This window comes from Empedobacter sp. UBA7494 (assembly GCF_002478465.1).
Lineage (GTDB): Bacteria > Bacteroidota > Bacteroidia > Flavobacteriales > Weeksellaceae > Empedobacter > Empedobacter falsenii_B.
Genome location: NZ_DLOC01000046.1, coordinates 1 through 14,025 on the forward strand (window position 1 = coordinate 1; position 14,025 = coordinate 14,025).

Consider the following 14,025-nt stretch of genomic DNA (forward strand, 5'->3'; position numbering starts at 1 on the left):
CAAGGGGAAGATTACAATAAGTTCACAAGGCATAGAGAAAGATTAAGATATTAAAACGAAAAAGGTTAGTGAATTCACTAACCTTTTTCGTTTTATATTTTATTAATTTTTCTTTCGATATAGGTATTAAAATTTTTTCCATCCATTGAAATTTCAAAAGCTGTGTTAACTTCATTATTTTCGAGTAGCGAGTAAATCAATCTAAATATGGGTTGATTGGGTTTTGTTTCACTCAGAAATGTAATCGTTTTTTCGGGATAAGTAATCGAATAATTGATAACATGACCTTCGTTATCAAAATAAATAGCTTTCGATAAATTTTTATTTTCATCTAAATAAACAACCAATAAATCATCATATACTGTCATTTTTTTAGAATCTCGCGAAGGATACCCGGAACGACTTTTTCTAAAAATTACATTTTGATCTATTGATATTCAAAAGAAAAAGTTCCTTTTCCTTCGCCAGGTTTTCCAATACCAATTCTTCCCCAATTTCCAATTAACCAACCCCAGTTATTATTCGTTTGTGCGAATGCACAATTAGTAATATTTAGAAATAAAGTTTGGGTAATTAATCTTTTATAAATAATTTATATATCGTGTGTTATTTGTATTGCATAAAACAAACTTCGATTATTTCATCTTCATAATTACAGTTGCTAATTTCAACCGGAATATTATTAACACCAGATTGAACAGTTTATATAGCTGAATTTTTTGTGTAAATTTTTGAAGAATTCTTAAATTTAAATTAAAAAATACCTTTTTCATTCATCATTCCTCGATTGTTGATAGTAACTATATATTTACAATCACTCAATGTGTTATTTCAATTTGTTACATCTATTATAAAAGAACAAGAATAGTGTTTAATGTCATCATCTTGCCACAAACAAGATTGAAAACTTTTTAATTAAACGAAAAAACTAAATTTTATATACCTCATTAACATTGATTTGAGTTGTAAATAAACCGTAATTTACAAAAACAATTTCTTTTTTTATCTTATCAATTGTTCCAACACTAGACGAACCATGAATTTTGACACGATCACCAACTTTCAACGCATCAATTTTTTTCTGAGTAGCTGCTTTTTCTTTCTTTTCGATTACTTCTTTTTGTTGAGAAATTGTTTCTGAATTTTCTTTTAATTCGCGTTTAACTTCTTTCTCTACAATTTTTTCAATTTTCTTTAATTGCTGAACTTCTTTCGTCTTTTTCGAATTTTCCATTTCAATTAATTTTAAGAAATTCGAAATCATTTGTTTTTTATTCTTAGTTTTTAGATAAGAATCTGCCATGTCCGAAATACGTTCTCCAAGCTTCAAACGTTTTTGCTCGCGATCATATAATTGCTGAAAATCATATAGTTTTTGCTGAATTTTTTCATTCGTTTGCTCTAATTTTTCGTTGTGCTCAAGATTTGTTTCGCGCAACTCTTCAACATGATCTTTTGTTTTCTGAATTTCAAATTTTTCTTGTTGAAGTTTTAAAATAGTTTTATCCAAACTCACTTTTTCACGTTCAACTTTTTTCTTCGCACGATTAATCAAACGAAACGGAATTTTATTTTTCTCAGCAACCTCAAATGTAAATGAACTTCCGGCTTGTCCAATTTCCAAACGATAAAGTGGTTCCAATGTTTTTTTATCAAACAACATACAAGCATTTATCGCTTCTGGCAAACTTTCTGCGCTCAATTTGATATTTGTATAATGCGTAGTAAACACACCGAAAGAATTACGTTCATAAAATTCTTCAAAGAAAACTTCGGCCAAAGCTCCACCCAATTCTGGATCAGAACCTGTCCCAAATTCATCAACTAACAATAATGTTTTATCGTCTGCATTCTTCAAGAAATAGGACATTTGTTTTAGACGATAACTGTATGTTGATAAATGATTTTCAATGGATTGATTATCTCCAATATCTGTGAAAATTTGATTAAAAAATCCAAATTGACTTTGATCTTTTACAGGAACTAAAACACCACTCTGAATCATAATTTGAAGTAAACCAATTGTTTTTAACGTAATTGATTTTCCTCCAGCATTTGGACCAGAAATAATGATAATTCGACAATCTTCGTTAATTTCTAAACTCTGCGGAATCGTTTTTTGAGCTTTTCTTTTATTGTTTAAAAATAAAACAGGATGATAAGCATCGACTAATTTGATAATTCGATTCTCAGAAAGTTGAGGTAAAATTCCATTAATCAAAAAAGCATAATTTGCTTTCGCTTGTGTAAAATCGATGTACTCTAAAAACGTTTGATATTCTTCAAGATTTGGTTTGTATTCTGCAATTTGAGCAGTTAAATCTAACAAAATCTGAATCACCAAATATTTTTCTTCTTCTTTTAATTCTTCCCATTCGCGACGAGGATTTTGTACACTTTCTGGCTCAATAAAAGTAATCGAACCAGTTTTTGAAGTCCCTAAAAATTGCCCTTTCACACGTTTTCTCAAAGCCGATTTAACAGCCAAAACACGACGATTTCCAACAACGGATTCGCGAATGTCATCCAAATAATCGGAATGATAAGACATCGATTTATTGAACAATTCGGTAATTCGTCCATTCAAATGACGCAAACGATCGCGTACAATTTTCAGTTCTGGACTTGCATCGTCTTTGATTTCTCCAAATTTATTGAATACTTGATCGATTAATTTTACGATATTTTTTTCGTAAGTAATCGTTGACGCCTTCTCAAACAAAACAGGTGCATATTCGTTGAAAGCTGTCAAATATTTCAAGATTTCTTTCACTTGAAGCGTATTCGCCTTGATTTTGAAGAATTCTTCTGCAGGCAAATAATAGTTTTCGATTTCTAATCGGCTTAGATTTTCATCTAAAATATAATATTCTGAAAACGGAAAACGATTTCCCGTCTCGAAACTTGTTAAATATTCGTTTGTCGTTTGTAGATCTTGTACCAAAAGTTGGTGATCTTGGTAAGGTTTTAAGTTAAAAATAAACGCTTCAACCTTTTCTGTATAAGCAAATTCTGCGATTTCTTTTTGAACCGCATTAAATTCTAAATCTTTTAAAGTTTGTTCTGATATTTGCATTAACGCAAAATTACGGATAAAATTTCGACAAATTCAAAATCATGAAATACTTTGAAATCTGTGATTTTTTTATGATTGATCAAAATGGATGACATTAATTTTGACCTTATTGATATACGTCATTTGATCTGGATTTGTATTTGTTCTGCTACTTCTGAAAACTGATTTTTTCGTTTCATTTGGTTTTAAATCAATTGTTAAAGTTTCAGAATTGATTGTAGGATTTGGATTTTTAAATTCAAAAGTTAATTTAACTGTTAAGGCAAAATCCTTGTTTTTATTCTTCACCTCCGTATTTATTACATATGTTGTGTCAGAATTATATGTCAAATCTGTATTCAAAACATTTATATTATTTTCAATTTTTCGACCCAAATCATAACGATCATCATTAACAATATCAATACAAGAATTCAGTATAAAAAAGGGAATTAGGTAAAGAAACTTTTTCATAGAGGTTAAAAATTGGTTAATTTTGTTTCTGTATAAATATATAAAAATGGATGTGAAATTAGATGCTTCTTGGAAAGAAGTTTTAAAGAATGAATTTGAAAAGGATTACTTTAAAATATTGACAGATTTTGTACGAAATGAGTATAAAACAAAAACAATATATCCTCCCGCATCCAAAATATTTTCTGCATTAGATTATACGCCTTTTGATGATGTTAAAGTGGTTTTGATTGGTCAAGATCCTTATCATGGGATTGGACAAGCAAATGGTTTGTCTTTTTCGGTTGTCGATGGAATTAAATTACCTCCAAGTTTGCAAAATATTTATAAAGAGTTGAATGATGATTTAGGAATAAGAATTTCTACTTCTGGAAATTTGGAAACATGGGCTAAACAAGGTGTATTATTATTAAATGCAACTTTGACGGTTGAAGCTTCTAAGGCAGGTTCGCACCAGAAAAAAGGCTGGGAAATATTTACAGATGCTGTAATACAGAAGCTTTCTGATCAAAAAGAAAACCTTGTTTTTATACTTTGGGGAACTTACGCTCAAAAAAAGGGAGCAAAAATTGACCGAAATAAACACTTTGTTATAGAATCTGCTCATCCTTCTCCATTAGGAGCTTACAGAGGTTTTTGGGGGAGTAAACCTTTTTCGAAAACAAATGACTTTTTGAAAAGTAAGAACTTACAACCTATAAATTGGGAAATCAAAAACAAATAATTTACATCGTCATAATTTTTTGTAAATAAGAATTAATAGCTGTTGGATTGTTTACGTTTATATACGGAACTTTTTCAGTTATTTTATCTTTTAGAACAGCATATGTTGCCGCAAAAATGGTAATATTTGGAAGATTTTTCTTGATTGATTCGAGATAAATTGCAAGAGAAAAAGAGTCATAATTTTTAGAGATGTAAATAAAAATATGTGTAATTTGAGTATTCTCAATACATTCTAAAATAGAATTTAAACTTTGATTTTCGCCTAAATAAATTCCTTTTTCGTTATTAATTTTTAAAAGAAGATAAGTATAAATTAATTCTAAATCTTCATTTTCTTGTTTAGATAAAAAGAAAAGCCATTTGCGAGAATTTTAATCTAAATATGGAATTGATTTAATCAAATAAAAAAGAAGTTTCCTAATTAGATTTTTAGAAAAGGAAATAACTGATTCTTGAATAGTATACTTTTCCAGAATGATAGACATTTTACTAAAAAAAGGCAAAACTATATCTATACAATATTTTTCGATTCCAATTTTATTGAAACAAAGTGTAAGAATAGTGTCAAAAAAACGTGTATCATACGAAAAACAAGAACAGATTAATAATTCAATAATAGGTTCATAACTTTTGTTTTTTTGGATATAATTTTGAATTTCAAATTTGGATATAACTTGTATTTCAGAAAGTGATTTTACACTTAAATTTTCTACTGTATTTTTCTTTGTTTGATTCACTTAAAAAAGATATAATAATAAATTTCTTTAAATGATCATGATTAAATAGTGAATTTTTATCAATCTTATCTTCGTTAAACAATTTGAACTTTTTATTCCAAAAAACAATCATTTGTTCATCTTGTCTTGAAGGGTCTGATAGATTTTTTAGAGAATAAGGATTCATAAGTAGAATTCTAAATAGTTCTCTTTAAAGTTAATAATATATTGTAAATAAATCAATATAAACTATGGTGATTTATTAATAAAACTTCAATATTTTACTGAATATGATAATTTCATCAGCACTAAAAACATTGAAATTTATGTTATCTTAGCAAGAGTCATAAAAATCAAAATCACAAATAAATGTCACAAATTACTCAAGAAGAAAAGAAAGAAAAGTTTGTACATCCAATACAAGAAGTATACACTCCCAAAAATAAAGTGCGAATTGTAACAGCAGCGGCTTTGTTTGATGGGCACGACGCATCGATTAATATTATGCGTCGCATTATTCAGGCAACGGGTTGCGAGGTAATCCATTTAGGTCACGATAAATCTGTTGAAGATGTTGTAAATACAGCGATTCAGGAAGATGCAAATGCAATTGCAATGACATCTTACCAAGGAGGGCACAACGAATATTTCAAATATATGTACGATTTGCTTCAAGAAAAAGGAGCAGGTCACATCCGCATTGTAGGTGGAGGTGGAGGTGTAATTTTGCCGTCAGAGATTAAAGAATTGATGGATTATGGAATTACACGTTTATACTCTCCTGATGATGGTAGAGAATTAGGTTTGCAAGGAATGATTAATGATATGGTAGAGAAAGCAGATTTTCCGACAGGGTCATTAGAATTACCAGAAGGAAAAGATGTGTATCAATCATTAGAAGATAAAGACATCACGACGATTGCGAGATTAATTTCGTTGGCTGAAAATCGTGAAGAAGATTTTTTAAAAGCATTTGATTTTGATAAAGTAGCTGATAAATCTGCACCAGTTTTAGGAATTACGGGAACTGGTGGAGCAGGAAAATCGTCGATGGTTGATGAATTAGTGCGTCGTTTCTTGATTGATTTTCCAGAAAAATCGATCGCTTTGGTTTCTGTCGATCCATCAAAAAAGAAAACGGGTGGCGCTTTGTTAGGCGATCGTATTCGTATGAATTCTATCAACAATCCTCGTGTCTATATGCGTTCGTTGGCAACTCGTCAATCAAATTTAGCGTTATCGAAATATGTAGAGGAAGCAATTCAGGTGTTGAAAGCGGCGAAATATGATTTAATTATTTTAGAAACCTCTGGAATTGGTCAGTCAGATACCGAAATTTTAGATCATTCTGATGCTTCATTGTACATTATGACGCCAGAGTTTGGTGCTGCAACGCAATTGGAAAAGATTGATATGTTAGATTTTGCTGACATTGTTGCGATTAACAAATTCGATAAACGTGGTGCGTTAGATGCTTTGCGCGATGTAAAAAAACAATACCAACGCAATCATAATTTGTGGGATGTAAATCCTGATGAAATGCCTGTTTTTGGAACGATTGCTTCTCAATTTAACGATCCAGGAACTAATCAATTATACAAATCAATCATTGATAAAGTAGTAGAAAAAACAGGTGCAGATTTGAAATCATCTTTTCAAATTACAAAAGAAATGTCTGAAAAGATTTTTGTTATTCCACCGTCAAGAACGCGTTATTTATCAGAGATTGCAGAGAATAATCGTGGATATGATGTTCGTGCAAATGCGCAGAGAGATGTTGCGCAAAAACTATATGGTTTCTTTAAAACAATTGAAACACTTTCTGGAAAAACACCAACGATTTCTCAACATGGAATCGAGATTTCTGGAATTGATAATGCTGATTTGGTTAAAGTTCTTTTAGCTGAATTTGATAAATTAAAAATGAATTTAGATCCTTTCAACTGGGAAGTAATCACGACTTGGGATGAAAAGGTAAATAAATATAAAAATCCGGTTTATACATTTAAAGTACGTGATAAAGAAATTAAAATTCAGACACATTCAGAGTCTTTATCGCATTTACAAATCCCTAAAATTGCATTGCCAAAGTACGAAGCTTGGGGCGATATTTTGCATTGGGTTTTACAAGAAAACGTACCGGGTGAGTTTCCATTTACTTCAGGATTATATCCATTTAAACGTGAAGGTGAGGATCCAACGCGTATGTTTGCGGGAGAAGGTGGGCCAGAGCGTACCAATCGTCGTTTCCATTATGTTTCGAAAGGAATGCCTGCAAAGCGTTTGTCTACGGCGTTTGATTCGGTAACTTTGTATGGAAATGATCCAGGTTATCGTCCTGATATTTACGGGAAAATTGGTAATGCCGGAGTTTCGATTTGTTGTTTAGATGATGCGAAGAAATTATATTCTGGTTTCGATTTATCACATCCAGCAACTTCGGTTTCGATGACGATTAATGGACCAGCACCTATGTTGTTAGGTTTCTTTATGAATGCCGCAATTGATCAAAATTGTGAAAAATACATCAAAGAAAATGGTTTAGAAGCAGAAACTGAAGCAAAAATCAAAGCTATTTACGAAGATAAAGGTTTGGAAAGACCACGATATAACGGCGATTTACCAGAAGGAAATGATGGTTTAGGGTTAATGCTTTTGGGTGTAACTGGTGATCAGGTTTTACCTGCAGAAGTTTATGCTGAAATTAAGAAAAATACGTTAGCTCAGGTTCGTGGAACTGTTCAGGCAGATATTTTAAAAGAAGACCAAGCACAAAATACGTGTATTTTCTCAACAGAATTTGCATTGCGTTTAATGGGCGATGTGCAAGAATATTTCATCAATCAAAATGTACGTAATTTTTATTCGGTTTCTATTTCGGGTTACCATATTGCTGAAGCAGGAGCAAATCCTATTACGCAGTTAGCGTTTACGTTAGCTAATGGATTTACGTATGTTGAGTATTATTTATCTCGCGGAATGGATATCAATGCGTTTGGGCCAAACTTATCGTTTTTCTTCTCCAATGGTATCGATCCAGAATATTCAGTAATTGGTCGTGTAGCGCGTAAAATTTGGGCAAAAGCCTTGAAAAATAAATACGGAGCTAACGAACGTGCACAAATGTTGAAATACCATATTCAGACTTCGGGTCGATCGTTACACGCGCAAGAAATTGATTTCAATGATATTCGTACAACATTGCAAGCTTTATATGCGATTTACGACAACTGTAACTCGTTACATACCAATGCGTACGATGAAGCAATTACAACGCCAACAGAAGAATCGGTTCGCCGTGCAATGGCTATTCAGTTGATTATCAATAAAGAATTAGGTTTGGCGAAGAACGAAAATCCAATTCAAGGGTCGTTCATTATCGAAGAATTAACAGATTTAGTTGAAGAAGCAGTTTTACAAGAATTTGATCGTATTACAGAGCGTGGAGGCGTTTTAGGAGCGATGGAAACGATGTATCAACGTTCTAAAATTCAGGAAGAATCATTGTATTACGAAACATTGAAACACAACGGAACGTTCCCAATTATTGGTGTAAATACGTTCTTAAGTTCAAAAGGTTCTCCAACCGTGGTGCCTGCGGAGGTAATTCGTGCGACAGAGGAAGAAAAACAATTCCAAATTCACACTAAAGAAAATTTGAATAAAATTAATGAACAACAAGTTGAAAGTGCATTGGATGATGCGCAACAAGCAGCTGTTAACAACCAAAATATTTTTGAAGTTTTGATGGAAGCTACCAAAGTTTGTTCGTTAGGGCAAATTACTTCTGCCTTGTTCGAAGTAGGTGGACAGTACCGTAGAAATATGTAAGAAATATAATTTTTTAATATTGTTTTTAAGCCTTGTCTTTCGACAAGGCTTATTTATTTTTAATTAATTTGTAAATTTCAAACATGAAAGATTTCCTACTCAAAAAAGATATACAAATTTCTGCAAAACGATATTTTATCGATGCAATGGGCGCAATGGCTTATGGCTTATTCGCGACTTTATTGGTTGGTACAATTTTGAAAACCATTGGTGAAGAGTTAAATGTTTCTTTTTTAACTGATATTGTTTGGCCAGTTGCAAATCAAGCGACAGGACCTGCGATAGCATTAGCTATTGCCTATAGTTTACGAGCACCTCAATTGGTATTATTTTCGTCAGCAGTAGTAGGAATTGCAGCATATCAATTAGGTGGACCTTTAGGAGTTTTTATATCGACAATTGTAGCGGTTGAGGTAGGAAAAATGGTTGCAGGCGAAACCCGAATAGATATTGTCATTACACCGATTATTACTGTTTTGGTTGGAGTAATCTTAGCACAAATCATTGGTCCTTCTGTTCAACAAATGATGAAATGGATTGGTGAAATAATTATATTATCAACAGATTCAAATCCTTTGATAATGGGAGTTGTAATTGCTGTAATTGTCGGTATGGTTTTGACTTTACCAATTTCATCAGCTGCTTTGTGTCTAATGTTAGAATTAAACGGTTTAGCAGCTGGAGCTGCAACAATAGGTTGTTGTGCACAAATGATTGGTTTTGCAACAATTAGTTTTAAAGATAATGGTTTGAAAGGTGTTTTAGCACAAGGATTAGGAACAAGTATGTTGCAAGTACCTAATATTTATAAAAATTGGAAAATATGGATTCCTCCAACTTTATCTTCGGCGATTATTGGTCCAATTGCAATTATTTATTTCAATATGGAAAATACAGCTTTAGAATCGGGGATGGGGTCTTGCGGTTTAGTTGGACAAATCGGAACTTTCAATGCTATGAAATCTAAATATGATACTTCATATATTCTAACTTCTATTTTGATTTTACAAATCATTGCTCCAGCAATTATTTCATATTTAGTTTACATTTTTATGAAAAAGAAAAACTGGATAAAAGACGGAGATATGAAGTTGGGTTAAACATTAAAATAATAAAGAATCCCTTTCTTTAATAATACAATTAAGAAAGAGATTCTAACTATTAAAGACATATTAAATGAAAAGATTTTTACTGCTTTTTGATAATTGTATTGTTGTTTCCCTCAATTATTTGAGGTAATTTACCATTTTTAGATAAAGCTTTACGATAATATAATGTATTTCCTTCGCCAGCTAATTCAGCAGAAGTTAATCCATTAACAGCTATTGTATTATTTGTTCCCATGATCTCAACTTTGGTACAATCTCCTTTCAAATTGATCAAATGTCCACTTCCACCAACTTCTACTTTTTGTCCCTTACAATCTAATGTTAGTTTTTTATTATTTCCATCAATTTCTATCTGCGCAAAAGAAAGGTGACTAATAAATAACATTGTAACAGCACATAATAATTTATTCATTTTCATTGTGATTTATTTTTTGGTTACTTTTTTAGAAATCAAGAATCGTGCACTTTCAATTAATAAAATCTAACTTTACAAAAATTTAACAGAATGACTTTAGTTAAGCTAAAACAATTGTTTTTAGATAAATTGCAATTACTATATGATAAAGAAGAAGCTTCTAATATTTTCATGATTTATGTAGAAGATAAGTTGAATCTTGATTTATCTAGTCGAGATGAAATTGAATTAACGACTGAAATTTTATCAGATTTAGAGCAATTAAAAAAAGGTCAACCGATACAGCATATTACTGGAAAAGCTTTTTTCTATAATGATTTCTTTTTTGTGAATGAGAATACATTAATTCCTCGTCCAGAAACGGAAGAATTGGTCGAATTAATTAGAAATGATTATGCTCAAAATCAAGATATTTCTATGATTGATTTAGGGACAGGAACAGGATGTATTCCTATTTCGTTGGCAAAATTATTTCCAAATGCAAAAGTTTCTGCATTAGATATTTCTGAAAATGCTTTGAAAATAGCACAATTAAATGCTGAAACTTTAAAAGTTAATATTAATTTTTATCACAATAATTTACTGGAGGATATTCAATTAAACCAGAAATTTGATGTAATTATTTCAAATCCACCTTATATCCGAAATCTTGAAAAAGAAGAAATGCATCAAAATGTTTTGAATTTTGAACCTCATTTGGCGCTTTTTGTTGAAAATGATGATGCTTTAATTTTTTATGAAAGAGTAATAGATTTTGCTAAAAATCATTTGAAAGAGAATGGAAAAATTTATTGCGAAATCAATCAATATTTGGGAGAAGAAACAAAACAATTATTCCAAAAGTTTTATCAAAATGTAATCATTCACAAAGATATTTCTGGAAATGATCGTATGTTAAGTGCTTCTAATCAATAATTATTTATAAAAATCTTGTTTTATTTTCTGAAAAGATTTAATTTTAATTCAATAATCGTTCGCAATTTGGTATTAAAATTGTTAGAATTGATTCTATTATTAAAACAATTAAATAAACAACTATGAAAAAATTATTTGTATTAGTGGCAGTTGCTTCATTATCATTTGCTACTTCTTGTAAACAAGAAACTTCAAAAACAACTGAAACTAATGTAACTGTAGATTCATTGGTGAACGATTCTACGGCTGTTATCAAAGAAACGACAACTACAACAACTACATTATCAGAAACTGATGCAAAAGCGAAAGTAGATGAAGCAAAAAAAGCTTTAGATGAAGCAAAAGCGAAAGGTGATAAAGCTGCAACAGAAGCTGCGCAAAAAGCTTATGACGATGCTAATAAAGCGTGGATTGATGCAAAAGCTGCTGTAAATAATGCTGCTCAAGATGTGAAAGATGGAGTGAATAATGCTGTAGATAAAGTAGATGCAAAATCTAATCAAGCAAAAGCTGATATTAATGCGGCTGCAAAAGATGTGAAAGCAGAAGCGAAAGAAGCTGGAGAAAAAGCAAAAGAAGGATATAACAATACGTTAGATAAATTAAAAGCGAAATAATTTCAAAATAATTATTGCTAACTTAGCCTTGAGAAATCTCAAGGCTATTTTTTTATGTTAAATTTTAGAGAAGCAACAAAGACGGATGCGTTATCTATTGCAAAATTGATGATGTTAGCAATGAATAAAATCGTTTATGATTTTATCGGAAAAACAGATTATGAAGAAGGAGTTAACTTCTTGAAAAAATTAATTGAACAAGAAGAAAATCAATATAGTTATCAAAATACAGTTGTTGTAGAATATGATAAGCAATTTGCTGGAACAACAACTTTTTATGATGGAGGAAAATTAGAAGAACTTCGAAAACCTGTTTTAGAATTATTGAAAAATGATTATAACCAAATTATTCATCCACAAGATGAAACACAAGCAGGTGAAATATATATTGACACAATTGCAGTTTCTGAAGATTTTAGAGGAAAAGGAATAGGTTCTAAAATATTGGATTATTTGATTGATGAAATAGGAAATAAGCAAGGCAAAACATTAGGTTTATTGGTTGATTTTACAAACCCGAATGCTAAGAAATTGTACGAAAGAAAAGGTTTTGAAGTGGTTGGAGAAAAAATGTTGATGAACGAAAATCATGAACATATGCAATACAAACCAAAACAATAGATAATAAAAAAGAGCTTTCAGAAAAGCTCTTTTTTTATTTCATCACTCCTAATTGAGTTAAGATTTTTTCTTCGTAAGGATCGATTGTAAATTGTTCAAATTTCACAAAATTTTTTCCATCTTTTAAGTAACCTAATTGATAATTTTGACGAATAATAGCTTGATTTTCGAAACTTTCTAAAATTGGTAATTCAGAAATTGGACCTAAAATTTGTTCGTTTTTTGTTGAAATTAAACCAAAATGCATCAAATAATTCTCTTTTGATAAGAAATATGGAAAATAAGCTAATATATCTGGACGCTCAATTTTTAGTGAAGTAGCTTCTCCAAAAGTGGCAAAATTTTGATCAACTGGCGTTAAATATTCGTATTGATAATCTATAATTAACTGATTATTTTTATCAATCATTCCCCATTTTCTATCTTTTTCAACTCCAGCTAAACCAGCTCTAAAATCTGTACAACCATCATATTCGAACGGAATCACAACTTGATTTAATAAATCAATAAACCCCCATTTTCCATCTTTTTTTACAGCACAAATATTTTCAATAAAATCACTTGTTAAATCATATTCGAACGGAATCAAAATTTGGTTAGATTTTGTTATAATTCCCCACTTATTATCTTTTTGTGCGCTGTAGGCATTAACAGTTGTAAGTACAAGTTTTTGATATTCGAACGGAATAATTACATTTCCTTCTTTATCTATTAAACCAAATTGATTATCAATAGATATTGGTGCCAAATTATTGCGATCGAAAACAGTTAAATCTTCAAATGTTGTTGTTTCTTTGTGAACAAAATTGTCAAACTGGTCTGTATCTTTTGGTGATATTTTAGTCATAATTCTATAATTCGACGTAAAATTAATTAATCAAAAATTAATAGTTTGTATATAAATTTTAAAATATCCAATTTTAAACACTTTTTGTAAATTAAATTCTTTATTTTGTAGGAAAGGTTAAATATGACCTATGAATGTTTATATTAAATTATTTTTACTGAACTATTTTAAAGAGTAGTTTTCTTAAAGCTCAACAAGATGGTATAAACATTATTAATTTAATGACTACGATAAATAAAGACTATTCTTTTAAGAAATATGGAAAATTTCGAATAATGGAATACATCAAAATATAATATATTATGGAGGAAAGTTGACAAATTATTCCAACAAAAAAAGTCAGACTTTATTTCTTGATTAATATTTTGCTCCATCAAAAACATCAGTAAATTTATATAATTTACCGAATAAAATCAATACAAATGTACAATTAGGGAATTTAGAAGGTAACGGAACTAGTTTCAATAATGTGATTGTAACATTCAAAGGATCTGATGTACAAACCTTATCACAAGGTGATTATACACTAATTTTGTTATTGAAAGAAAAATAATCTGTTTCTATTTTGAACTATAAAGTTTTTGTAATCTTCCCCTTGTTAAGAACACTTAAAAGTAGAGTTTTTATTTAATATTATTGTGTTATTATTTTGATTAATTTGATTAATTTGAAATGTAGGAAAATCATTAGGATTTTTGA

General features: G+C 30.3%; 11 protein-coding genes. 6 read left to right on the top strand and 5 right to left on the bottom strand.

The window, feature by feature from the left end; all coding sequences use genetic code 11:
- Positions 1-92: 92 nt before the first annotated feature.
- The 3 genes from B4E95_RS04780 to B4E95_RS04790 form a co-directional block, all read right to left on the bottom strand.
- Entirely contained in the window at positions 93-368 is a 276-nt protein-coding gene (locus tag B4E95_RS04780; protein ID WP_291090335.1) for a hypothetical protein, read from the bottom strand.
- A gap of 560 nt (positions 369-928) precedes the next feature.
- Positions 929-3,076 carry an endonuclease MutS2 gene (locus tag B4E95_RS04785; RefSeq protein ID WP_291090338.1) on the bottom strand — a complete coding sequence of 716 codons (2,148 nt, stop codon included), beginning with the start codon at positions 3,074-3,076 and terminating at the stop codon, positions 929-931.
- A 69-nt stretch (positions 3,077-3,145) separates the two neighbouring features.
- On the bottom strand, positions 3,146-3,529 hold the full coding sequence (locus tag B4E95_RS04790; RefSeq protein ID WP_291061364.1) for a hypothetical protein: 384 nt from the start codon (positions 3,527-3,529) through the stop codon (positions 3,146-3,148).
- A 46-nt stretch (positions 3,530-3,575) separates the two neighbouring features.
- Between B4E95_RS04790 and B4E95_RS04795 the strand changes: the two genes are divergently transcribed.
- The 3 genes from B4E95_RS04795 (at position 3,576) to B4E95_RS04805 (ending at position 9,902) form a co-directional block, all read left to right on the top strand.
- Positions 3,576-4,253 (top strand): uracil-DNA glycosylase, encoded by a 678-nt coding sequence (locus tag B4E95_RS04795; protein ID WP_291090340.1) that lies wholly within the window; start codon positions 3,576-3,578, stop codon positions 4,251-4,253.
- 1,087 nt (positions 4,254-5,340) lie between these two features.
- The gene (locus tag B4E95_RS04800) at positions 5,341-8,802 is read left to right on the top strand and encodes a methylmalonyl-CoA mutase family protein (RefSeq protein ID WP_291090343.1); all 3,462 of its coding nucleotides are present in this window, start codon (positions 5,341-5,343) and stop codon (positions 8,800-8,802) included.
- A gap of 83 nt (positions 8,803-8,885) precedes the next feature.
- Positions 8,886-9,902, top strand: coding sequence for a PTS transporter subunit IIC (locus tag B4E95_RS04805; RefSeq protein ID WP_291061370.1), 1,017 nt, complete (start codon positions 8,886-8,888; stop codon positions 9,900-9,902).
- A gap of 88 nt (positions 9,903-9,990) precedes the next feature.
- On the opposite strand, the gene B4E95_RS04810 is transcribed toward B4E95_RS04805, so the two are convergent.
- Positions 9,991-10,323, bottom strand: coding sequence for a DUF3060 domain-containing protein (locus B4E95_RS04810; RefSeq protein ID WP_291090346.1), 333 nt, complete (start codon positions 10,321-10,323; stop codon positions 9,991-9,993).
- A 93-nt stretch (positions 10,324-10,416) separates the two neighbouring features.
- Here B4E95_RS04810 and prmC point away from each other — a divergent pair, with 93 nt between their 5' ends.
- From prmC to B4E95_RS04825, 3 genes are all read left to right on the top strand, one after another.
- Positions 10,417-11,241 (top strand): peptide chain release factor N(5)-glutamine methyltransferase, encoded by an 825-nt coding sequence (gene prmC / locus B4E95_RS04815; RefSeq protein WP_291061374.1) that lies wholly within the window; start codon positions 10,417-10,419, stop codon positions 11,239-11,241.
- Between the two features lie 122 nt (positions 11,242-11,363).
- Positions 11,364-11,858: a hypothetical protein gene (locus B4E95_RS04820; protein WP_291061376.1), complete on the top strand. Its 495-nt coding sequence runs from the start codon at positions 11,364-11,366 to the stop codon at positions 11,856-11,858.
- A gap of 54 nt (positions 11,859-11,912) precedes the next feature.
- Positions 11,913-12,479: a GNAT family N-acetyltransferase gene (locus tag B4E95_RS04825; RefSeq protein WP_291090349.1), complete on the top strand. Its 567-nt coding sequence runs from the start codon at positions 11,913-11,915 to the stop codon at positions 12,477-12,479.
- Between the two features lie 34 nt (positions 12,480-12,513).
- Here B4E95_RS04825 and B4E95_RS04830 read toward each other — a convergent pair whose 3' ends face one another.
- Positions 12,514-13,326, bottom strand: coding sequence for a WG repeat-containing protein (locus tag B4E95_RS04830; protein WP_291090351.1), 813 nt, complete (start codon positions 13,324-13,326; stop codon positions 12,514-12,516).
- Positions 13,327-14,025 lie beyond the last annotated feature (699 nt).

Bases quoted from the DNA above. Each gene is read 5' to 3' on its own strand.
- B4E95_RS04780 (WP_291090335.1), bottom strand. From the start codon at position 368: ATGACAGTATATGATGATTTATTGGTTGTTTATTTAGATGAAAATAAA.
- B4E95_RS04785 (WP_291090338.1), bottom strand. From the start codon at position 3,076: ATGCAAATATCAGAACAAACTTTAAAAGATTTAGAATTTAATGCGGTT.
- B4E95_RS04790 (WP_291061364.1), bottom strand. From the start codon at position 3,529: ATGAAAAAGTTTCTTTACCTAATTCCCTTTTTTATACTGAATTCTTGT.
- B4E95_RS04795 (WP_291090340.1), top strand. From the start codon at position 3,576: ATGGATGTGAAATTAGATGCTTCTTGGAAAGAAGTTTTAAAGAATGAA.
- B4E95_RS04800 (WP_291090343.1), top strand. From the start codon at position 5,341: ATGTCACAAATTACTCAAGAAGAAAAGAAAGAAAAGTTTGTACATCCA.
- B4E95_RS04805 (WP_291061370.1), top strand. From the start codon at position 8,886: ATGAAAGATTTCCTACTCAAAAAAGATATACAAATTTCTGCAAAACGA.
- B4E95_RS04810 (WP_291090346.1), bottom strand. From the start codon at position 10,323: ATGAATAAATTATTATGTGCTGTTACAATGTTATTTATTAGTCACCTT.
- prmC (WP_291061374.1), top strand. From the start codon at position 10,417: ATGACTTTAGTTAAGCTAAAACAATTGTTTTTAGATAAATTGCAATTA.
- B4E95_RS04820 (WP_291061376.1), top strand. From the start codon at position 11,364: ATGAAAAAATTATTTGTATTAGTGGCAGTTGCTTCATTATCATTTGCT.
- B4E95_RS04825 (WP_291090349.1), top strand. From the start codon at position 11,913: ATGTTAAATTTTAGAGAAGCAACAAAGACGGATGCGTTATCTATTGCA.
- B4E95_RS04830 (WP_291090351.1), bottom strand. From the start codon at position 13,326: ATGACTAAAATATCACCAAAAGATACAGACCAGTTTGACAATTTTGTT.